Origin of the sequence: Streptomyces sp. NPDC008317 (genome assembly GCF_042955955.1) — a bacterium.
Lineage (GTDB): Bacteria > Actinomycetota > Actinomycetes > Streptomycetales > Streptomycetaceae > Actinacidiphila.
In genome coordinates, this window is the sequence record NZ_JBIBFQ010000001.1 from 1,043,296 (window position 1) to 1,064,432 (window position 21,137).

The 21,137-nt window shown below is 73.1% G+C and carries 19 protein-coding genes; 12 read left to right on the forward strand and 7 right to left on the reverse strand.

The window, feature by feature from the left end; translation table 11 throughout:
- The first annotated feature begins 208 nt into the window (after nucleotides 1-208).
- Nucleotides 209-541, forward strand: coding sequence for a WhiB family transcriptional regulator (locus ACFY9V_RS04355; RefSeq protein WP_093716024.1), 333 nt, complete (start codon nucleotides 209-211; stop codon nucleotides 539-541).
- 70 nt (nucleotides 542-611) lie between these two features.
- Here the strand turns inward: ACFY9V_RS04355 and ACFY9V_RS04360 are convergent, their stop codons facing one another.
- On the reverse strand, nucleotides 612-1,946 hold the full coding sequence (locus tag ACFY9V_RS04360) for an ArsA-related P-loop ATPase (RefSeq protein ID WP_391042638.1): 1,335 nt from the start codon (nucleotides 1,944-1,946) through the stop codon (nucleotides 612-614).
- A 3-nt stretch (nucleotides 1,947-1,949) separates the two neighbouring features.
- Entirely contained in the window at nucleotides 1,950-3,068 is a 1,119-nt protein-coding gene (locus tag ACFY9V_RS04365) for an ArsA-related P-loop ATPase (RefSeq protein WP_391159350.1), read from the reverse strand.
- A gap of 208 nt (nucleotides 3,069-3,276) precedes the next feature.
- On the opposite strand from ACFY9V_RS04365, the gene ACFY9V_RS04370 reads away from it, so the two are divergent.
- From ACFY9V_RS04370 to ACFY9V_RS04390, 5 genes are all read left to right on the forward strand, one after another.
- Complete coding sequence (locus ACFY9V_RS04370; protein WP_188284144.1) at nucleotides 3,277-3,438, forward strand: DUF4177 domain-containing protein; 162 nt, start codon at nucleotides 3,277-3,279, stop codon at nucleotides 3,436-3,438.
- Nucleotides 3,435-3,902 (forward strand): RidA family protein, encoded by a 468-nt coding sequence (locus tag ACFY9V_RS04375; protein WP_355336109.1) that lies wholly within the window; start codon nucleotides 3,435-3,437, stop codon nucleotides 3,900-3,902. The genes ACFY9V_RS04370 and ACFY9V_RS04375 overlap by 4 nt, the downstream gene beginning before the upstream one ends.
- Before the next feature lie 121 nt (nucleotides 3,903-4,023).
- The gene (locus ACFY9V_RS04380; RefSeq protein WP_391159352.1) at nucleotides 4,024-5,049 is read left to right on the forward strand and encodes an NUDIX hydrolase; all 1,026 of its coding nucleotides are present in this window, start codon (nucleotides 4,024-4,026) and stop codon (nucleotides 5,047-5,049) included.
- Nucleotides 5,046-5,879 carry an MBL fold metallo-hydrolase gene (locus ACFY9V_RS04385; RefSeq protein ID WP_391042643.1) on the forward strand — a complete coding sequence of 278 codons (834 nt, stop codon included), beginning with the start codon at nucleotides 5,046-5,048 and terminating at the stop codon, nucleotides 5,877-5,879. Before ACFY9V_RS04380 ends, ACFY9V_RS04385 begins: the two co-directional genes overlap by 4 nt.
- Nucleotides 5,876-7,126 (forward strand): cytochrome P450, encoded by a 1,251-nt coding sequence (locus ACFY9V_RS04390; protein ID WP_391159355.1) that lies wholly within the window; start codon nucleotides 5,876-5,878, stop codon nucleotides 7,124-7,126. Before ACFY9V_RS04385 ends, ACFY9V_RS04390 begins: the two co-directional genes overlap by 4 nt.
- A gap of 162 nt (nucleotides 7,127-7,288) precedes the next feature.
- Here the strand turns inward: ACFY9V_RS04390 and ACFY9V_RS04395 are convergent, their stop codons facing one another.
- Nucleotides 7,289-8,896 carry an ABC transporter permease gene (locus tag ACFY9V_RS04395; RefSeq protein WP_391159356.1) on the reverse strand — a complete coding sequence of 536 codons (1,608 nt, stop codon included), beginning with the start codon at nucleotides 8,894-8,896 and terminating at the stop codon, nucleotides 7,289-7,291.
- Nucleotides 8,893-10,011, reverse strand: coding sequence for an ATP-binding cassette domain-containing protein (locus ACFY9V_RS04400; protein ID WP_391159358.1), 1,119 nt, complete (start codon nucleotides 10,009-10,011; stop codon nucleotides 8,893-8,895). Before ACFY9V_RS04400 ends, ACFY9V_RS04395 begins: the two co-directional genes overlap by 4 nt.
- 101 nt (nucleotides 10,012-10,112) lie before the next feature.
- Here ACFY9V_RS04400 and ACFY9V_RS04405 point away from each other — a divergent pair, with 101 nt between their 5' ends.
- Nucleotides 10,113-10,595 (forward strand): helix-turn-helix domain-containing protein, encoded by a 483-nt coding sequence (locus tag ACFY9V_RS04405; protein ID WP_355336119.1) that lies wholly within the window; start codon nucleotides 10,113-10,115, stop codon nucleotides 10,593-10,595.
- 31 nt (nucleotides 10,596-10,626) lie between these two features.
- Here ACFY9V_RS04405 and ACFY9V_RS04410 read toward each other — a convergent pair whose 3' ends face one another.
- Nucleotides 10,627-11,472 carry a diacylglycerol kinase family protein gene (locus ACFY9V_RS04410; protein ID WP_355336121.1) on the reverse strand — a complete coding sequence of 282 codons (846 nt, stop codon included), beginning with the start codon at nucleotides 11,470-11,472 and terminating at the stop codon, nucleotides 10,627-10,629.
- A 134-nt stretch (nucleotides 11,473-11,606) separates the two neighbouring features.
- Between ACFY9V_RS04410 and ACFY9V_RS04415 the strand changes: the two genes are divergently transcribed.
- Entirely contained in the window at nucleotides 11,607-12,890 is a 1,284-nt protein-coding gene (locus tag ACFY9V_RS04415) for an adenylosuccinate synthase (RefSeq protein WP_391130413.1), read from the forward strand.
- Between the two features lie 95 nt (nucleotides 12,891-12,985).
- On the opposite strand, the gene ACFY9V_RS04420 is transcribed toward ACFY9V_RS04415, so the two are convergent.
- Nucleotides 12,986-14,728 carry a protein kinase gene (locus ACFY9V_RS04420; protein WP_391159360.1) on the reverse strand — a complete coding sequence of 581 codons (1,743 nt, stop codon included), beginning with the start codon at nucleotides 14,726-14,728 and terminating at the stop codon, nucleotides 12,986-12,988.
- 244 nt (nucleotides 14,729-14,972) lie between these two features.
- Between ACFY9V_RS04420 and ACFY9V_RS04425 the strand changes: the two genes are divergently transcribed.
- Complete coding sequence (locus ACFY9V_RS04425; protein WP_391159362.1) at nucleotides 14,973-15,659, forward strand: GntR family transcriptional regulator; 687 nt, start codon at nucleotides 14,973-14,975, stop codon at nucleotides 15,657-15,659.
- A gap of 53 nt (nucleotides 15,660-15,712) precedes the next feature.
- On the forward strand, nucleotides 15,713-16,363 hold the full coding sequence (locus ACFY9V_RS04430; RefSeq protein WP_188284155.1) for a hypothetical protein: 651 nt from the start codon (nucleotides 15,713-15,715) through the stop codon (nucleotides 16,361-16,363).
- Nucleotides 16,364-16,470: 107 nt separating this feature from the next.
- Here ACFY9V_RS04430 and ACFY9V_RS04435 read toward each other — a convergent pair whose 3' ends face one another.
- Nucleotides 16,471-17,217 (reverse strand): SLATT domain-containing protein, encoded by a 747-nt coding sequence (locus ACFY9V_RS04435; protein WP_391159365.1) that lies wholly within the window; start codon nucleotides 17,215-17,217, stop codon nucleotides 16,471-16,473.
- Nucleotides 17,218-17,453: 236 nt separating this feature from the next.
- On the opposite strand from ACFY9V_RS04435, the gene purD reads away from it, so the two are divergent.
- Both purD and ACFY9V_RS04445 read left to right on the forward strand, forming a co-directional pair.
- Nucleotides 17,454-18,701 carry a phosphoribosylamine--glycine ligase gene (gene purD, locus ACFY9V_RS04440; RefSeq protein WP_355336130.1) on the forward strand — a complete coding sequence of 416 codons (1,248 nt, stop codon included), beginning with the start codon at nucleotides 17,454-17,456 and terminating at the stop codon, nucleotides 18,699-18,701.
- A gap of 195 nt (nucleotides 18,702-18,896) precedes the next feature.
- A complete protein-coding gene (locus tag ACFY9V_RS04445; RefSeq protein ID WP_391159367.1) occupies nucleotides 18,897-20,720 on the forward strand; it encodes a hypothetical protein in 1,824 nt (607 codons plus the stop codon).
- The last annotated feature ends 417 nt before the right edge of the window (nucleotides 20,721-21,137 follow it).

Genomic DNA, 21,137 nt, shown 5'->3' on the forward strand with positions numbered 1-21,137 from the left:
CTCTTAAGTCCGATATTGGTGCCGCATAAGCCCGCCTCACTCCGTTGGGTGATCTCCCGCGCACGCATAGTCCGTTCGGGCCATGCAAGATTGGGCCGGAAAGGGCTGTTGCGCCGCGCCTACCTTCCGTAACGTCCTCAACTGGCAACGGTGAATATGCCGCTTGCCGCCGTGGGGGAGCCTCGATTCGGGAGAGGACGGCGCCAGCATGAGTAGCTGGGTAACCGACTGGAGCACGCAGGCGGCGTGCAGGACCACAGATCCGGACGAGCTGTTCGTCCAGGGCGCGGCTCAGAACAGGGCCAAGGCGGTGTGCACCGGCTGCCCGGTGCGGACCGAGTGCCTGGCGGACGCGCTCGACAACCGGGTGGAGTTCGGCGTGTGGGGGGGTATGACCGAGCGTGAACGCCGTGCGCTGCTGCGACGGCGCCCCATGGTGACCTCGTGGCGCAGACTGCTGGAGACGGCACGCACCGAGTACGAGCGCAGCACCGGCCTCATCCCGCTCGACGACGAGGACGACTACGCCGCCGCGGGCTGACGACCGGTCAGAACCGCACCATCACGTACGGGTCCGGCCCCGCGTCACCGCGCGGTCCGACCTCGCACCACTACGCGGCCGCGGGCCGACCGTCCGCCAACTGCTCGCCGATCGCCCGCAACCCGGTCAGATCGTGTACGTCACCGGGCAGCGCTGTCACGTCCACCATGGGCACCTCCGGGTGGACGGACACAAAGCGGTCGCGCGTGCGTCGTTCACGCGCGACCACCTGCATGCGTTCGGCATGGAGGCGCAGCAATCCGGCGGCCAGCCGTTCGGTACCGGCCGCGGTCGCTGTGCTGGACGTGCTCGCTGTGCTGCCCGTGCTCGCAGTGCTGGACGTGCCTGAGCCGCTGGCGCTCGAGCTGCCGGCGGTGCTTGCCTGACTGGCCGCGGAGGCCCGCTGGGAGTCAGCCTTCCCGGTCGGATGATCCACAATGCCGCCGTCCGCAAGATTTTCTTCCAGCGCCTCCTCCAGGGCCTCGGCGGCGGCCAGCGCCCGCTCCGCGGTGAGGTGCGCGGCGCCGCTGCCGTGGACGCGGTTGAGGACGAGACCGGCGAGCGGCATGTCCTCGGCCGCCAGGCGTTCCACGAAGTAGGCCGCCTCCCGAAGGGCGTCCCGCTCCGGGGCGGCGACCACCAGGAAGGCCGTGCCCGGCGCCTGGAGCAGCCGGTACGTGGCGTCGGCGCGGGTCCTGAAGCCGCCGAACATGGTGTCCATGGCCGCCACGAAGGTCTGCACGTCACGCAGCAGTCCCGCGCCCATCACCTTGCTGAGGGTGCCGGTCATCATCGACATCCCGATGTTGAGGAATTTCACCCCGGCCCGGCCGCCGACCTTGGCCGGGGCCATCAGCAGCTTGATGAACTTGCCGTCGAGGAAGGAGCCGAGCCGCTTGGGCGCGTCCAGGAAGTCCAGCGCGCTGCGGCTCGGCGGGGTGTCGACGATGATCAGGTCCCAGGCGTCCTGGGCCCTGAGCTGGCCCAGCTTCTCCATCGCCATGTACTCCTGCGTGCCCGCGAAACCGGCCGACAGGGACTGGTAGAAGGGGTTCTCCAGGATCGCGCGGGCCCGCTCCTGATCGGAGTGCTGGACCACGACCTCGTCGAAGGTCCGCTTCATGTCCAGCATCATCGCGTGCAGCGAACCGCCGGCGGACCGATCGATTCCGGCCACCTCGCGCGGGGTGTTGTCCAGTTCGGTCAGGCCCATGGACTGGGCCAGCCGCCGCGCCGGGTCGATCGTGAGTACGACGGCCGTACGGCCGCGCTCGGCCGCGCGTACGCCCAGGGACGCGGCGGTCGTCGTCTTGCCGACACCGCCGGAACCGCAGCACACGATGATCCGCGTCTTGGGGTCGTCGAGCAGCGGGTCGATCTCCAGCACGGGGCTCTCCAGGCTCATGGGTCAGGCCTCGTCTCCGGTGTCGGTGTCTTCGTCCGGGTGAGCGGCGGATTCTCCGCGGGCGCCGTCCTTGGCGAAGGTGCCGCCGAAGCCCGGCACGGCCTGCTTGCGCAGGCTGTCGGCCAGCCGGTAGAGCCCGCCGAGGTCCACGCCCTCGCCGATCAGCTCCAACTCCCGTACGGGAAGGCCGAGTCCGCCGATCTCGGCGCGCTGCTCGCGCTCCAGGACCACCCGCTCGGCGTGCTCGTACGCCTGGGCGAGCAGCGGGTCGACGAGCCGCTCGGCGACCCCGCCGCGCCGGGCGCCGCCGAGCCCGGCCTGGGACAGCGCCTTGGCGACGGCCGTGCGCCGCTTGCCGACGCCGCCACCGCTGCCGCCCGCCGGGAGGTCGGTGACCTGGGCGAGGGCGGCGTCCTCCAGGAGGACGGGGCGCACCATGTTGACGATGACGGCGCCCACCGGCAGCCCGGCGGAGCGCAGGTCCGCGACGCCGTCCATCGTCTCCTGGACCGGCATCTCCTCCAGGAGCGTCACCAGGTGGACGGCGGTCTGCGGGGACTTCATCACGCGCATCACGGTCTGCGCCTGGTTGTGTATGGGGCCCATCCGGGCCAGCCCGGCGACCTCGTCGTTGACGTTGAGGAAGCGGGTGATCCGCCCGGTGGGCGGGGCGTCGAGCACCACCGCGTCGTACACCGGCCAGCCCGCCTTGTCCTTGCGGCGGACGGCCTCGCAGACCTTGCCGGTCAGCAGCACGTCCCGCAGCCCGGGGGCGACGGTGGTGGCGAAGTCGATCGCGCCGAGCTTCTTGAGCGCGCGCCCGGCGCGGCCGAGCTTGTAGAACATGTCCAGGTAGTCCAGCATCGCCAGCTCGGCGTCGATGGCCAGCGCGTGCACCTCGCCGCCGCCGGGTGCGGAAGCGATTTTCCGCTCCTGGTACGGCAGCGCCTCGGTCTCGAAGAGCTGGGCGATGCCCTGCCGCTCCTCCACCTCGGCCAGCAGCACACGCCGTCCCTCGGACGCGAGCGCGAGGGACAGCGCGGCGGCGACCGTGGTCTTTCCCGTGCCGCCCTTGCCCGTCACGATGTGGAGCCTGACGGCGGAAGACTGTTGAGGGCTCACCTTGCGAGCCTAACCACTGAAGGCACCACGTACTCGGGCGGCCGTGCGGTTGGGGTGACGGCGCGATGACCGCCGGGTGTCGATCCGGGGCGGCGGCGCGCGGCCGAACGGGGGGCGCGGCAGTGGTCCGCGGGTGGTCCGCGTACGGTCCCCGCCGGTCGGGGAGCGCCGTGCCGGACGGCCGCCGGGGAGGCACTACAGTCGCCGTATGGCGAAGAAGTGGGAATACGCGACCGTGCCGCTGCTCGTGCACGCGACGAAGCAGATCCTCGACACGTGGGGCGAGGACGGCTGGGAACTGGTGCAGGTCGTGCCGGGGATGAGCCCCGAGCAGCTCGTGGCGTACTTCAAGCGGGAGAAGGCCGCGTGAGCGGCGCCGTCGACGCGAGGCTCGCGGAGCTGGGGCTGACGCTGCCGGACGTGGTCCCGCCGCTGGCGGCCTACCAGCCCGCGGTGATCTCCGGGCGGTACGTCTTCACCTCGGGGCAGCTCCCCATGGTCGAGGGCAAGCTCGCGCTGACCGGCAAGGTCGGCGCCGAGGTGACCGCCGACGAGGCGAAGGACCTGGCCCGCATCTGCGCGCTCAACGCGCTGGCCGCCGTCCGCTCGGTCATCGGTGACCTCGACCGGATCGCCCGTGTGGTCAAGGTCGTCGGCTTCGTCGCCTCCGCCCCCGACTTCACCGGCCAGCCCGGTGTGATCAACGGCGCCAGCGAGCTGCTCGGCGAGGTCCTCGGTGAGAAGGGTGTGCACGCGCGCAGCGCCGTCGGCGTGGCCGTCCTCCCGCTGGACGCCCCGGTCGAGGTCGAGGTCCAGGTCGAGCTGACGGACTGAGTCCGCCGGTCCGCCGCCCGCGGGGGAGGCCCCCGCGGGCGGCGGCTCTCGAACGTCGCGGGGAGGTCCCTGCGGGCGGCGGCTCTCGAACATCGCGCCGGATGGACGTAGCATCCCGCCCATGACCAGGACCGACGGACAGATGTTCCCCGCCTCGTGGCCGGACCGCATCCGGGCGCTGACGAGCGGGGAACTGCTCCCCGTCACGCCGCGGCGGGCGGCGACCGTACTGCTGCTGCGGGACACCGACGCCGGCGGACCGGCCGTCCACATGCTGCGCAGACGCGCCTCCATGGCCTTCGCCGGGGGCGCGTACGCGTATCCGGGCGGCGGCGTGGACCCGCGCGACGAGCGTCCGGTGGGGTGGGCCGGGCCGTCGCTGGAGGCGTGGGCGGCGGCGCTGGGGGCGAGCGAGGCGGTCGCGCAGGCCGTGGTGTGCGCGGCGGTGCGGGAGACCTTCGAGGAATCGGGGGTGCTGCTCGCCGGGCCCGACCCCGAGACCGTCGTCGCCGACATCACCGGGGCGGACTGGGAGGCGGACCGGGCCGCGCTGGCCGCTCACCACCTGTCCTTCGCCGACTTCCTGGCCCGCCGCGAACTCGTCCTGCGCTCCGACCTGCTCGGCCCCTGGGCGCGCTGGATCACCCCGGAGTTCGAGGAGCGCCGCTACGACACCTGGTTCTTCCTCGCCACCCTCCCGGCCGGGCAGCGCACGCGGGACGTGTCGGGCGAGGCGGACCACACCGTGTGGCTGCCGCCCGCCGAGGCCGTCGCGGGCTACGACCGCGGCGAGCTGAGCATGCTGCCGCCGACCGTCACCACACTGCGCGACCTGCTGCCGTACGCCTCTGCCGCGGACGCGCTCACCGCCGCGGGTGACCGGGACCTCACCCCGGTCCTGGCCCGCGCCGCCCTCGACGAGCACGGCGACGTCGTCCTGACCTGGCCGGGACACGACGAGTTCACCCGCTTCATCCCGGGCACGGCGGGTCCGCTGCCGGACCGGGGCCAGGTCCAGGGTCAGGGCCGGGACCCGGACCCGGCTCAGGACCAGGGCCAAGGCCAGACTCAGGACCAGGGCCAGGCTCAGGACGCGGCGCGGAGCGAGGACCCGGACCGGGCCCAGGACGAGGGAGCGGGCCGATGACCGCCGCGAAGCCGCCCGGCGAGCCGCGGGCCACCATCGGCGGCCGGGCCACCGCCCGCGCCCTGTGCGTGCTGGCGCCCAACCCCTCGGCGATGACCCTGGACGGCACCAACACCTGGATCGTGGCAGAACCCGACTCACCGCTGGCCGTCGTCATCGACCCCGGCCCGCTGGACGAGGGCCACCTCGCCCACGTGGTGGAGGTCGCCGAGCGGGCGGGCAAGCGCGTCGCCCTCACCCTGCTCACCCACGGCCACCCCGACCACGCGGAGGGCGCGGCCCGCTTCGCCGAACTGACCGGCACCCGCGTACGGGCCCTGGACCCGGCGCTGCGGCTCGGCGACGAGGGCCTGGCCGCGGGCGACACCGTCACCACCGGCGGCCTGGAACTCCAGGTCGTCTCCACACCCGGCCACACCGCCGACTCGCTCTCCTTCCACCTCCCGGCCGACGGCGCCGTCCTGACGGGCGACACCGTGCTGGGCCGCGGCACCACCGTGGTCGCGCACCCCGACGGGCGGCTCGGCGACTACCTGGATTCGCTGCGGCGGCTCCAGGCCCTGACGGTCGACGGCGGGGTGGACACCGTGCTGCCCGGGCACGGCCCCGTGCTCACCGACGCCCGCGGCGCCGTCGAGTACTACCTCGCCCACCGCGCGCACCGGCTCGCCCAGGTCGAGACCGCTGTCGAGTCGGGGCTGCTCACCGCCGCCGACGTCGTCGCCCATGTCTACGCCGACGTCGACCGCTCCCTGTGGCCCGCCGCCGAGCTCTCCGTCCAGGCCCAGCTGGCCTACCTACGCGAACACGGACTCATCGATCTGCCATGACACCCACCCCTCCCGCGTCACCCGCCGCCCCTTCGTCCGGACCCGCCTTCGAGCCCTGGTCGCCCTCCTTCGTCGCCGACCCCTACCCGGCCTACGAAGCCCTGCGCGCGGCCGGCCGCGCGCACTGGTTCGAGCCGACCAGGCAGTGGCTCATCCCGCACTACGACGACGTCAACGCCCTGCTGCGCGACCGCCGTCTGGGCCGCACCTACCTGCACCGCTTCACCCACGAGGAGTTCGGCCGCGAGGCGCCGCCCGCCGAGCACGAGCCGTTCACCACGCTCAACGGCAACGGGATGCTGGACCTCGAAGCCCCCGCGCACTCCCGCATCCGCCGCCTGGTCGCCAAGGCCTTCACCCCGCGCACGGTGGAGAATCTGGCCCCCACCGTGGAGCGCCTGGCCGCCGGACTCATCACCTCCCTGCACGCCGACGGCGGCGGCGACCTGCTCTCCCGGGTCGCCGAGCCGCTGCCGGTCGCGGTCATCGCCGAGATGCTGGGCATCCCGGCCGCCGACCGCGGTCTGCTGCGGCCCTGGTCGGCGGCGATCACCGGGATGTTCGAGCTGAACCCCACCGAGGAGAGCGCCCGCCGCGCGGTCACCGCCAGCGAGGAGTTCTCCGCGTATCTGCACGAACTCATCGCCGCCCGGCGCACCGACCCCGGCGAGGACCTGATCAGCGCGCTGATCGCGGCCCGCGAGGACGGGGACGTGCTCAGCGAGCAGGAAATGATCTCCACCATCGTGCTGCTGCTGAACGCGGGCCACGAGGCCACGGTCAACACCACCACCATCGGCTGGCTCACCCTCTTCCACCACCCCGACCAACTCCAACTCCTCTACGACGCCCCCGAGCGGCTGCGGGACGGCGTGGACGAGATGCTGCGCTACGACACCCCCTTGCAGATGTTCGAACGCTGGGTGCTGGACGACATCGAGGTCGGCGGCACGGTCATCCCGCGCGGCTCCGAGGTCGCCCTGCTCTTCGGCTCCGCCAACCGCGACCCGGCCCGCTTCACCGACCCCGACCGCTTCGACGTCACCCGCCCCGCCGCCGACAACCGCCATGTCAGCTTCGGCGCGGGCATCCACTACTGCCTCGGCGCCCCGCTGGCCCGCCTCGAACTCGGCGCGTCCTTCGGCACCTTCCTGCGCCAGGCACCCGGCCTGCGGCTGGTCGCCGAGCCCGCCTGGAGCCCCGGCTATGTGATCCGCGGACCGGAGGAGCTGCTGGTCACCTGGTGACGGCGCGGAACCACGCGCAGGCCGCGGGGCGGACGCGCGCAGGGCCGCGGGGCGGACGGGCGCAGGGCCGTGGGGCGGACGGGCCCAGGACCGTACGGGCAGCCGCGCGCGGGACCGTATGGCGGGCCCGCGCGCACGACCCCCTGCGCGGATCGCCGCGGGTCAGCCGGTGACGAGGTCGCGGCGGCGCAGCCCGGCCAGGCCGGCCGCGAGGGTCCCGGCGGCCACGAGTATCAGCCAGGCGTACGGCGTCGCGGTGATCTCGCCGCCGGGCAGCTTCGGCACGTGGGTGAACGGCGACAGGTCGAGCAGCGGCTGCGGCAGCCGCAGCACCGGGCCGAGCTGGCCCATCATCACGAAGAGCCCGAGCAGGCCCCAGGCGGCCGTGGACGCCCTCGGCAGCAGGCCGAACAGCAGGGTGCCGAGCCCGATCAGCACCCACACGGCGGGCGCCTGCGCGACGGCCGCCCCGATCAGCCGGGGGACCTGCCCGCCGATGTCGTCGATGGCGCCGCCGTAGGCCAGGCCCATCAGCAGGCCGCCGGTGGCCAGCAGGACGACCGTCCCGAGCAGCGCGTGGACGAGGTGGCTCGCGGCCCAGCGCACCCTGCCGACCGACTGGGCGAGCACGGCCCCCGCGCCCTGCCCGGTCTCCTCGGTGCGCAGCCGCAGCACGCTCTGCACGGCGAAGACGGCGGCCATGATGCCGAGCAGGCCCATCGCGGTCGACAGGAACGCGTCGGTCAGGCCCTGGTGGCCGCCCATCCGCTCGAAGATGTCGTCCACCTGGCCGTTGCCGCCGATCAGGTCCCCGACGGAGTCGGTGACCGAGCCGTAGACCCCGCCCGCGACCGCCAGGCCCGCGGCCCACGCGTACAGGGTGCCGCGCTGCAACCGCCAGGCCAGGGCGAGGGGTCCGTTCAGCGAGCGGGCCGCCCGCGCGGGTCCCGGACGGGCGGGCAGCAGACCGGCCCCGGTGTCCCGGCGGGCGACCAGCGCGTACGCGGCGCCGCAGGTCAGTGCGGCGAAGGCGGCGGCGGGCAGCAGCACCCACCACGCCTCGTCGGCGTACGGATGGAGGTGTTCGAGCCAGCCCAGCGGTGAGATCCACACCAGGGGCGAGGAGGAGTCGGTGGTCGCGGCGTCCCCGGCGGCGCGCAGCAGGAAGGCGCCGCCGAGCACGGCTCCCGCGACACCCTTGGCGAGCCGCGCGGTCTCGGTGAGCTGGGCGGTCACCGCGGCGACCCCGGCGAACATCATGCCGCCGACCGCGAGGGCGAGGGCGAGCGCGACCGAGCCCGTCAGGCTCTGGCCGAGCACGGTCATGCCGCACAGCACGACCAGGGCGACGGCGACGTCGGCGGTCGCGGCGGCCGACAGGGCGGCGGTGAGCGGGGCCCGGCGGTCGACCATGGTCGCGCCGAGCATGTCCTGGCGGCCGGTCTCCTCTTCCTCACGGGTGTGCCGGACGACGATCAGCATGCTCATCAGCCCGGTGAGGGACGCGCCGAGCACGCCCATCCGCCAGCCGGTGAGCGCGCCGATCGTGTCCCAGTCGTAGATGGGTCCGAACAGCGCGCGCAGCGGCGCGCTGGCGTTGGTGCTGCGCGCGAGGTCCGCGCGTTCGGCCTGGTCGCCGTAGAGCGTGCGGAAGGAGGCGGCGGTGCCGATGACGGACGCGGCCAGCACGTACAGCCAGGCCGGGATCATCAGCCGGTCGCGGCGCAGGGCCAGTTGGGTGAGGGCGCCGGTGCCCGCGAAGCCGCTCATCGGGGCGTCGCCTTACGCGGACCGGTCGCGGACGGCGTACCGGATGCGGACGGCCTGTCGGGTCCGGACGGCGTACCGGATGCGGTAGTACCGGTCGCGGGCGCCCCGCCGGGTCCGGACGGCGTAACGGCCCGGCCCTCGGCAGCCGACGCGCGACCGTCGGCGTCCGGGTCCTCGTAGTGCCTGCGGAACAGCTCCTCCAGGGTGGGCGGGCGGCTGGTGAGGCTGCGGACGCCGGTGTCGGCGAGGGCGCGCAGCAGGGCGTCGAGCTTGTCGGTGTCGGCCTGGAGGGTGACGTGGTGCCCGCTGACGTCCACGTCGTGCACGCCGGGCAGTTCGTCGAGGCCGCGCGGTGGGGCGGCCAGTTCCGCGGTGACGCTGGTGCGGGTCAGATGGCGCAGCTCGCCGAGGGCGCCGGTCTCCACCGTGCGGCCCTGGCGGATGATGCTGACCCGGTCGCAGAGCGCCTCGACCTCGCTGAGGATGTGGCTGGACAGCAGCACGGTCGCCCCGCGGTCCCTGGTCTGCTCCACGCAGCCCTGGAAGACCTCTTCCATCAGCGGGTCGAGTCCCGAGGTCGGCTCGTCCAGGATCAGCAGGTCGGCGTCCGAGGCGAAGGCGGCGACCAGGGCGACCTTCTGCCGGTTGCCCTTCGAATACGCGCCGCCCTTCTTCGTCGGATCCAGCTCGAACCGGTCGAGCAGTTCCCGTTTCCGGCTCGCGGCACCGCCGTCGGCCCGCTCGCCGGTCTCCCCGCGCCCGCGCCACCGGCCGCGCACAGCGCCTCCGCCGCCCCCGCCGCGCAGTCTGCCGAAGAGGTCGATGATCTCGCCGCCGCTGAGATTGGGCCACAGCGTGACATCGCCCGGCACGTAGGCGATCCGCCGGTGCAGGGCCACCGCGTCCCGCCACGGGTCGCCGCCGAGCAGCCGGGCCTCGCCGCCGTCGGCTCTGATCAGGCCGAGCAGGACGCGGATCGTGGTGGACTTCCCCGCCCCGTTGGGACCCAGGAAGCCGTGCACCTCGCCGGTGCGGACGGACAGGTCGAGTCCGTCGAGTGCGTGTGTGCGGCCGAAGGTCTTGTGGAGCCCGGCCACCATGATTGCGTCCGTCATGCTTGTGAAGCTACAGTACATTCAGAAATTTGTGAAGATGACGAAGCGGATAAACTTCACTCAGCGTGACGTGATCGGATCGGACGAGGGAGGCGGCGGCCATGGCGGACCCGCGGGACGAGGAGAGACCTGCGGAGGTGCTGACCTTCATCGAGCGCTTCGCCGCCGAGATGGTCGAGGCCGGAATGCAGCGGATGGCCGCCCGGGTCTTCTCCGCGCTGCTCGTGTCCGAGAACGGCGCGCTCAGCTCCGCCGAGCTGAGCGAAAGGCTCCAGGTCAGCCCGGCCGCGGTCTCCGGCGCCGTGCGCTACCTCGCCCAGGTCGGCATGGTGCACCGCGAGCGCGACCCCGGCTCGCGCCGAGAGCTGTACCGGGTGCACCACGACCAGTGGTACGAGACGTTCACCAGCCGCAGCGGCGTCCTCGCCCGCTGGGAGAACACCTTGCGCACCGGAATAGACACCGTCGGCGAGGAGACGGACGCGGGTCAGCGGCTCGCCGAGACCGCCGCCTTCTTCGACTTCCTGCAAAGGGAGCTCGGCGCGATGATGGACCGCTGGCGGGAGCACAAGGCCACGATGTGACGCGCGGCCCGCTGAAACGCTCCTGCCGCCCTCAGCGCGGCACCGTCAGCCGCCACGCCGACCGCTCCACCGTCCACGTACGGCTGCGCACCGGCCCGGTGACGGCGGAGTCCGCGCGGTAGCGGAAGTCCCGGCCCGAGACGGTGATGGTCCGGGCCTGCGCGCGTACGTGCTCCGCGCCCTCCGTACGGCGGACGAAGACCTCCGCCACGCCCGACGGCGAGGTGCGGACCGAGATCTCCTGCACCGGCTGGTCCAGATCGGCCAGCAGCACACCGTCGGCCTCCACGCGCAGCCGTTGCCGCGGCTGCTGACCGTTGACCGGGATCGGCGCGGTGAGGGTGCGGACCAGGGAGCGGGCGGTCTTCTCGACCGGCGTCCACCAGTGCGCGGCGGTCTGCGAGACCGGGGTGCCGCACGGGATGCTCAGCGTGCCGAGCACGATCCCGCCGCTCTCGTCGACCAGCAGGTCGAGCTCCCGCTCGACGCCGTCGAGCACCGCCCGCGCCGCCGCCAGCACCTGGCCCGGCACCCCGAGGCCGCGGGCCAGCGCGGACCGCGGCCCGATCGGCACCAGCGCGACCGGCGCCTCCCCGAGCGTGCGGTCGCGGTGCAGCGCGCGCACCATCCGCAGCAGCGCCGCGTCGTCGCCGAGCACCACAGGGTGACGGCGACCGCGGTGCGCCAGCGCGCGCTCCGCCTCCTCCGCGGAATCCGGGACGCAAACTTTTACGGAGTACGCGCCCGCGCACAGGACATCTTTGGCGATCCGCACGGATTCGCCGTCGACCGCGCGTGCCGCGGGGTCGATGACCAGGAGCAGGGGGTGCCCCCGGTCGGAGTCCGGGGGAGGATGCCCAGGAGACACGGCCGACACCTTGGTCCTTCCTCAGGTAAAATCTCGGTGCAAGAGCCCCTTGCGCCTTTGCGTCAGGGGCTTCGTCTATTCCGGGGCAGGTTCGACGGCTCTCTGCACGTTGGACATGCCCCGCCCGGAAGGGGTGTACGCCTGTGCCCGCACTTGTGCTGCTCGGTGCTCAGTGGGGTGACGAGGGCAAGGGGAAGGCCACCGACCTGCTCGGTGGCTCCGTGGACTATGTGGTGCGATACCAGGGCGGCAACAACGCCGGCCACACGGTCGTCGTCGGCGACCAGAAGTACGCACTGCATCTCCTCCCCTCCGGAATCCTGTCACCGGGGTGCACCCCGGTCATTGGGAACGGTGTCGTCGTCGACCCGGCGGTCCTGCTCTCCGAGCTGAGCGGGCTGAACGAGCGCGGTGTCGACACGTCCAAGCTCCTGATCAGCGGCAACGCGCACCTGATCACGCCGTATCACCAGACCATCGACAAGGTGACGGAGCGGTTCCTCGGCAACCGCAAGATCGGCACCACCGGGCGCGGCATCGGCCCGGCCTACGCCGACAAGATCAACCGGGTGGGCATCCGCATCCAGGACCTGTTCGACGAATCGATCCTCCAGCAGAAGGTCGACGCGGCGCTCAGCGAGAAGAACCAGGTGCTGGTCAAGCTCTTCAACCGGCGCGCGATCAGCACCGACCAGGTCGTCGAGGAGTACCTCGGCTACGCGGAGCAGATCAGGAGCTACGTCGCCGACACGACCCTGATCCTCAACAACGCGCTCGACGAGGGCAAGGTCGTCCTGATGGAGGGCGGCCAGGGCACGCTCCTCGACGTCGACCACGGCACGTACCCCTTCGTCACGTCGTCCAACCCGACGTCCGGCGGCGCCTGCACCGGCAGCGGTATCGGCCCCACGAAGATCAGCCGGGTGATCGGCATCCTCAAGGCCTACACCACGCGTGTGGGCTCCGGACCGTTCCCCACCGAGCTGTTCGACGCGGACGGCGAGCGACTGCGCACCGTGGGCCACGAGTTCGGCGTCACCACCGGGCGCAACCGGCGCTGCGGCTGGTTCGACGCGGTCATCGCCCGTTACGCGACCCGGGTCAACGGCCTCACCGACTTCTTCCTCACCAAGCTGGACATCCTCACCGGCTGGGAGCAGATCCCGGTCTGCGTCGCGTACGAGATCGACGGCCGCCGGGTCGAGGAACTGCCCTACAGCCAGTCCGACTTCCACCACGCCAAGCCGGTCTACGAGTACCTGCCCGGCTGGACGGAGGACATCAGCAAGGCCAAGTCGCTCTCCGACCTGCCGAAGAACGCGCAGGCGTACGTGAAGGCGCTGGAGGAGATGTCGGGCGCGCCGATCTCCGCGATCGGCGTCGGCCCCGGCCGTACCGAGACGATCGAGATCAACTCGTTCCTCTAGAACGGCCCCAGGTCCCGGGCCCCGGTTCCGGTTCCGGTTCCGTAGGTAAGCCCCGCCCACCCAGGTGAGCGGGGCTTACCTGTGTCCGTACGCGGTCACTGGTCGACCTTGGTGTACGTCAGCGGCGCCTTGCTCGTGTCGAGGTTGTCGCGGCGCAGATGGGTGCCGTCCACCAGGGTGAGCGTGGTGCCGTCGCCGGGGCTGCACGAGGACGCGGGCGTCCCCGTCACCACCTGCGACGGGCTCAACTCGACCGGCGGGCCCACCGAGACGACGTGCATGGACCAGAAGCAGGCGTAGGAGGCGCTGTCGCCCGACAGTTCCACGGAGCCGTCCGCCTTCACCGTCAGCGTCCGGGTGTTGTCGCCCGCATCGTCACTGGTGAAGGAGGTCCGCCAGGTGCCGACCATGCCGCTGGGCACCGCCGCGTTCGCGGGGTCCGCCTGGCCCGGCGACGTCCGCGCGGGACCCGAGACCGGCGGGGACGTCGGACCGGTGGGTGTGCTCACACCGGGGTCCGGATCGGCCGTGTTCTTCGTGCCCCCCTGGCCCGCGATGTACGCCGTCACGCCGCCCGCGACGACCACCAGGGCGACGATCGCCGCGATCAGCGGCCCGCGCCGCGTCTTGCGCGGCCCGCCCGCGTCCGGCCCTGCCGCCTGCGGTTGCGTGTACGTCGGCGGGGGCGGCGTCGGACCGGCCGGTGCCGCACCGGCCGGGGGCGCGTACGAGCCGTAGGTCGGTGAGTACGCGGTCGGCGGCGGTTGCCTGACCGGGGTCGCGCCGTCGGTGCGCGCGCCGGTGCCCGAGAGGTGGCCGGGGTCCGCCCGTGTCGGCGTGGGGGCGCCCGGTCCGCCCGCGGCCACGACCCCCACGTCCAGCTCCGTGGGCGTGGGGGACTCCGCCGCCGCCTCCACCTCCAGCAGCCGCACCGCGTGCCGTCCGAGCTGCGCCACGATCGCGCCGGACAGCCACGGCTCGGCGGTCGAGTCCTGCGCCGCGCTGTCGTCGCTCCCGCCGTCCGCCTCGCCCAGCCGCTCCAGCACCCGCGCCAGCGAGGGCCGCTCCTCGGGCTCCTTCACCAGGCAGGCGGCCACCAACTCGCGCAGCCCGTCGGGCACTTCGTCCAGGTCGGGCGGCTCCTGCACGATCCGGAACATCTGGGCGTGCACACCGCTGGCCGCCGCGCCGAACGGCTGGAGACCGGTCGACGCGTAGGCCAGCACCGAGCCGAGGCAGAAGATGTCGCAGGCGGGCGTCACCCGGTCGCCGCGCACCTGCTCGGGCGACATGAAACCGGGGGAGCCCACCATGGCGCCGGTATAGGTGAGGGAGCCGCCGTCGACGACCGTCTCCAGGGCGCGCGCGATTCCGAAGTCGATCACCCGCGGACCGTCGATGGTGATCATCACGTTCGAGGGTTTGAGATCGCGGTGCACCAGACCGGCGGCGTGGATGTCGCGCAGCGCGTGCGCGAGCCCGGAGGCGAGCACCCGCACCGAACGCTCCGGCAGCGGACCGTACTCCTTGACCACCTGGCTGAGCGAGGGCCCCGCCACATAACCGGTCGCCACCCACGGGACCTCGGCCTCGGTGTCGGCGTCCAGCACCGGCGCGGTCCACTTCCCGCCCACCCGGCGCGCGGCCTGCACCTCACGGCGGAAACGGGTGCGGAACTCCTCCTGGGAGGCCAGTTCGTCGCGGACCAGCTTCACCGCCACCGTGCGCCCGCGCTCGGAACGCGCCAGGTAGACGATGCCCATCCCGCCCACCCCGAGCCTGCCCAGGAGGCGGTACGCGCCGATCGACCGCGGATCGCCGGACCTCAGCTCGTCCATCGTCGCTCTTCCCCGTCCCGCTCCGCACTGTGCGGCTCCGTCCCGGCACCGCGCCGCCGCCCACCCGTACGGCGAAGAATAAGCGTATGAACGGCAGGGGGTCAGAGGTGTTCCCCGTTCCGCTCGCCGCGCATACGCGTACGGGCTTCGCATATCGTGTGCGGCAGTCACCCGCGCGTACGAACGTACGAATCACCGGAGTACGTGGGCGCGCGCGACGCACAAGGACGACGAAGGAGACGGCATGCCGGACGGCGGCGTATCGCCTGTGCGGCGCAGCAGTCTGCGCCAGCAGATCGCCGACGCCCTGCGCGACGAGGTGCTGACCGGACGGCTCCAGGCCGGCCGCCACTTCACCGTCAAGGAGATCGCCGAGCTGTACGGCGTCTCCGCGACCCCCGTCCGCGAGGCCCTGGTCGACCTCGCGGCACAGGGACTCCTCGAAGTCGAGCAGCACCGCGGCTTCCAGGTCCGCCGTTTCACCGCGCAGGACTTCCGCACCCTCACCGAAGCGCGGCTCTTCGTCGTCGAGGCGTCCTTCCGGCGGATGGCCGAGGTCGGCATGGGCGACGTGCCGCCCGACGCCATCGCGTCCGTGCGGCGCCGCGCCGAAGCCGCCGCCCGCGCCGCCCGCTCCGGTGTCCTCGACATCCTCATCGGCTGCGACCTGCGCTTCTGGCGCGAGTTGACCGCCCTCGGCGGCAACCCGCACATCTGCGAATTCCTCGACCGCGTGCGCACCCAGACCTGGATCTACGCCGTCCCCCACCTGCGCGCCCTGCACGACACCGCCGGGGTCTGCTGGTCCGACCACGTCGCCCTCGTGGACGCCGTCGCCGCCCGCGACACCGCGACCGCCCGGCACCTCACCCTGGAGCACAGCGACCACACCAGCGCCCTCATCGAAAAGCTCGTCCCCGCCCGGCCATGACGCGACCGGCACGGGCGTTTTAGGCTGTACGCCCCCGACCGGATGGAGTGTTCGTGGCCTGCGACTTGTGGCTGGTGCCCCTCGTGGACGTGCTCTGCCACAGCCCGGAAAACCCCTTCTCCGAGGAACTCGCCCGATACGACAAGGCGTTGAACGACGCCGGACAGCCGCCCGTCCCCGTCTACAACTACATGCCGGGGCTGTCGGGCGACGTCGGCCCGATCGCGTGCTTCGACTACGACGCCCTGCACTTCCTGCGCCGCGCCTATCTGCTCAGCCTCCAGGGGCTCGAGGTCACCCCGGTCGACGCCCTCGGCGGCGACTACGAACAGCTCCTGGAGATGTTCGAGGCCACCGCCCAGCGGTCGCACCTGGTCTGGCACTACGACCACGCGGGGGCGTACGTCCCCCTCGACTTCCCCCAGCCCGTCGTCAACGACGAACTCCTCGAAGGCGGCGGCCCCCTCGGCTCCAGTCACGGGCTGCTGCGCGAACTCGAATTCGTGGCCCCCGTCATCGGCATCGACCCCGCCAACCCGCCGCTGCCGCCCGCGCCGCCCGAACACCACACCACTCTTGAGGAGCCGGCCGTCTCACCGGTCGTGGGCAACGGGCCGTTCGCGCGGGAACACCACGTGTGGCTCGGCCTGCACGCGGCGGCGACGCGGAGCCTGGGCCAGGGCTCGATGATCGTCTTCAGCTAATCGCACCGGGCTACTTAGCGAGCCGCACCGGGCTCCTTGGTGAGCCGCACCGCGCTGCCTGGCGAGCCGCACCCGGCCACCCCGGCTACTTGGCGAGCCGCCCCCGGCTACCTCGGGCTCTCCGGCGGCCGTTGGCGCGGCATGTTGGGGCGCGTGCTCGGGTGCGCCAGGCGCGGACCCGGCGGCGGCTCCTGGCGGCTCGGCCACCAGGCGGCGGACTGGGTGCGCAGCGGAGCGCCGGAGGTGTGGCCGCCGAATTCGACGATCCAGTCGGACGTCTCCATCCGGACGAGGTCGGCGAGGTCGTCGCAGAAGCGGCGCAGGATGGCCAGACAGCGTTCCGCGGCCTCGGCGGCGGTGCCCTCGGTGGGGCCGAGGACCTCGCGGACGCTCTCGGAGGCCCAGTCGAAGCGCAGGGACTCCAGGCGGCGCTGGACGGCCTGCGCGGTGGCGACGTCGCGCATCCACCCCGAGGTCAGGCCGAAGAGGCGGTCGGTGCCGAGGCAGACACCCGCCAGGAGCAGCGCGAGATAGCCCCAGCTCGCGCTGGTGTCCGCGGTGCCGGTCAGCTCCACCAGCGGCAGGGCGGCGCCGGCGGTGCCGAAGAGGACGGCGCCCAGACGCAGGGCGCGGGCGCCGCGGCGCTTGCGGATACGGTCGTCGAGGTACCAGTCGGCGGTGCGCAGGGCGCCCGTCTCGGCCCAGCGGTACAGCTCCGCCAGGCGTTCCGCGGGCTCGCCCCAGTCGCCGAGCGGGAACGGCAGCGCCCGTAGGTCCTCGTGCTGATGATGCAGCGCCCGCCGCTGAGGCTCGTCCCGAGGTGCTTCCTCGGGAAACATGTCCGGCTGGCTCACTGCACGCTCCCTCGTATGGCCCCAAGGGCCCCTCGTGGACCTCATATGCGGCTTTCGGCGCCGGATGTCCGGCCCGGTGGTGAAGCACTCTTCTTACCGCCGAACGGCTGAGCGCGGGGTAGCGATCTCCGGATATCCGCCCATACGGGCAGCGTGATCAGGTATAGGCCGATGAATGCGGTCGCTCGAAAGAGTGAGGGCGGCCCGCCGCCCCGCGGCCCACTACCCTGGTGCGCGTGAAGGTCCTTGTCATCGGCGGCGGCGCCCGCGAACACGCCCTGTGCCGCTCCCTCTCGCTCGACCCCGACGTCACCTCGCTGCACTGCGCGCCCGGCAACGCCGGAATCGGCGAGGTCGCCGAGCTGCACCAGGTCGACGCCCTCGACGGCGCGGCCGTCGCAGAACTCGCCGTCTCCCTCGGCGCCGACTTCGTGATCGTGGGGCCCGAGGCCCCGCTGGTCGCCGGGGTCGCCGACGCGGTACGGGCCAGCGGCATCGACTGCTTCGGCCCGTCGGCGCGGGCCGCGGAGCTGGAGGGCTCCAAGGCGTTCGCCAAGGACGTGATGGCGGCGGCCGGGGTGCCGACCGCGCGCAGTTACGTCTGCACGACGGCCGACGAGGTCGACGTGGCGCTCGACGCTTTCGGCGCGCCCTATGTCGTCAAGGACGACGGGCTCGCGGCGGGCAAGGGCGTGGTCGTCACCGGCGACCTGGCCACCGCCCGCGCGCACGCGCTGAGCTGCGACCGGGTGGTCATCGAGGAGTTCCTCGACGGCCCCGAGGTGTCGCTGTTCGCGGTCACTGACGGCGAGACGGTCGTACCGCTCCAGCCCGCGCAGGACTTCAAGCGGGCGCTGGACGACGACGAGGGCCCCAACACCGGCGGGATGGGCGCCTATTCGCCGCTGCCGTGGGCCGACCCCAAGCTCGTCGACGAGGTCGAGCGGACCGTGCTCCAGCCGACCGTGGACGAACTGCGCCGCCGCGGCACGCCCTTCGCGGGCCTGCTCTACGCCGGTCTCGCCATCACCTCGCGCGGTGTGCGGGTCATCGAGTTCAACGCGCGCTTCGGCGACCCCGAGACGCAGGTCGTACTCGCCCGGCTCAAGACGCCGCTGGCCGGACTGCTGCGGGCCGCGGCCACCGGGCAGCTCGCCGCCTTCCCGCGGCTGCGCTGGAGCGACGGCGCGGCGGTGACCGTGGTCATCGCCTCGTACAACTACCCGGACACCCCGCGCACCGGCGACCCGATCTCCGGGCTCGCGGACGTCGCGGAGAAGGACGAGCACGCGTACGTCCTGCACGCGGGCACCCGGGAGGACGACGGGCGGATCGTCAGCGCGGGCGGCCGGGTGCTGTCGGTCACCGCGACCGGGTCCGACCTCGCCAAGGCCCGTGACCGGGCCTACCGCGCGGTCGACCGGATCGGTCTGGACGGTGGCCACCACCGTACGGACATCGCCGCGAAAGCGGCCGGTCTCTGACCAAAGCCACTCCAAGGAGTGATGACTCGGCCATAAGGCTGACTCCTTCCCGGCGCCGAACTAGGGTGCCCCGAAAGCGCACTGCGGGACATTGCGGCAATCAGCCGTACGGCCATTGCGATGTCCGTGGGCGGTGCGACAGTGGGGGGAGGCCGCCATCGGGGCGGTCACCACAGCGCAGGGGGTGAGTCGCCGATGGCCGGAGAAGCAGGTGAGGCGGTCGCGCGCTCCCGTGCCCTGGCGGTGCTCCGGGTCCGGGGCGCCGCGCTCGGCGCGGCCCTGCTGCCCGCCGCCGTCGCCGTCGTCCTGCACGCGGGCGGCGCGACCGGCCGGATCGGCTCGCGCTGGGACGGTGTGCGCTGGGGGATGACCGGTGGCGCGCTGGTGGTGCTGCTGGTCGCGGCGGCCGTCGCGGCGGTGATCGTACGGGCCAGGCCCGCGGTCAGTCCCGCGGTGCCGGTGGCCGAGACCGCCGCGCCCGACCTCTACCGGATGGTCCGCGACCTGGCGGAGCGGATGGAGGTGCCCGCGCCGTCGGCGATAGAGCTGACGCCGGACTGCGACAGCTGGCTGGAGGAGCGCAGGGCCGACCGGCCCGCGGGCCGCAAGGCCAGGAAGGCCGCCAGGGAAGAGGGCAGGCGGACCGCGCCCGTGCTGGTGATCGGCTCGCCCTTCATGTGGTGGATGCGGATCGCGGAGCTGCGCGCGCTGCTCGCGCCCGTGGTGGCGGGCACGGGACCCGCCGCCGATCCGGAGATAGCGGCCGCCCGCCGCTTCGTGCGCGGCCTCGACGCGGCGGCCGGAGTCGCCGCGCACGGCCGCGAGCGCACTGTGCTGCTGCGACCGGTGTTCGGCGTCCTCGGCTGGACGGTCCGGCTGCTGCTGAACGGCTGCCGTGTCCATGTCGCCGAGATGGAGCGGGGCGTCGCCGCCTCCGCCTCCGAGCGCGCGCAGGCCGTCGACTACGGGCTGCGGATCGTCGCCCAGGAACAGGTGGGCCTGGCCTACGCGGGCTGGGACCGGCTGCTCACCCGCGTCGCGCTGCCCGCCTGGCGGATGGGCCGCTGGCCGTCCCGGCTGGACGCCGGGGTGGTCGCCGCGCTCACCGAGCTGTCCCGGCGCGACCGGCTCGCCGACGGCTTCGAGACCCGGCTGGGCGAACGCCCGGCCTGCGATCTCCTGGAGGAGCCCGGCGCGATGGACGAGGCCGTCTCGCTGCTGGCCGCCCGGCTCTTCCACGCGGGCCCGCAGCGGCCCGGCCCCGACTGGGCGCCGGTGAGCTGGAACGGCTATCCGGACGAGGTCGTCGACCGCATCTGGCGCACCGAGGCCGCCCGGTTGATACGCGTCCTGGACGAGGTGCCGCCGCCGGAGCCCGGCATCGCCGCCGCGGCCGAGGAGGAGGACGAGGGACCGGCCGCGATCGGCGGCGGGCGCCGCAGCGGCCTGCTCCTCGGCGACCGGGCCATGACCGGGCCGACCGCCGCCGCCCGCACCTCGGCGGCGGAACGGGCCGCCGCCGCGCTCGCCGACGAGCCGGGCCGCGCCACCCTCACCCGCGTCATCGACCGGCTCTCGCGCGGCGGCAGCGAGGAGCTGGCCGCCAGGATCGGCGCGCTCGCCGCCCGCGACGAGGCGGCCCGGCACGCCGCGACGGCCGAGAACGCCAAGGGCGGCGGCGGAACCGGCGGCGGAAACGGTGGCGGAACCGGGGGCGGAACCGGCGGCGGTACGGAGGAAACCCCCGTGCCCGTCTCCCCGTTGCTGCCGCCCCGTACCGGCCGTGAGCTGCTGACCGATCACGTCACCGCCGTCGTCTGCTGCGCCGCCGTGGACACCGCGGGCGCCGACGCGGGCCTGGACTGGCTGGACGGCCCCACGCTGCTCGTCGGCGGCGCCCGTCGGGCCGATCTGACCTGGCCGGTGCTCCGCCTGGTCGAGAACGGCGACGCGGCACCGCTGCGCTCCTGGCTCAGGGCCGTCGGCGTCCGCCCCGACAAGCCGATCCGGCTGGTGTGATCAACCGACGTAATGCGCCGTCGTGATCGACGGGCGTGACCCGCCGTCGTGATCGACCGACGTGACGCGCCGTCGTGACCAACCGACGTGACGCGCCGTCATGATCAACCAATGTGACAAGCGCCACGTCGCCCCCGCGCGAGCGCCGTCCGGGGGCGACGCGTTTCGGCCACGACCGCACACCGCCCGGCACCGCCTCGCGCACAGCCCCGCGGCGCGCCACACGGCGTGGAACCCGCCCGGCTTCTGGCCCGTACCGCCCGCTCCCGACCGCTCGGAGCGCGCGGCGCGACCGCTTGACCTGGGTCATGTGACGTTCACCACACGCCGGTTGACCGAATCTGCTTCACTCGTCGCCCGATCCGTTCCGATAATTCACCACGAACGGTAACCGGTGCGGTGCTTTCTGTGATGTGC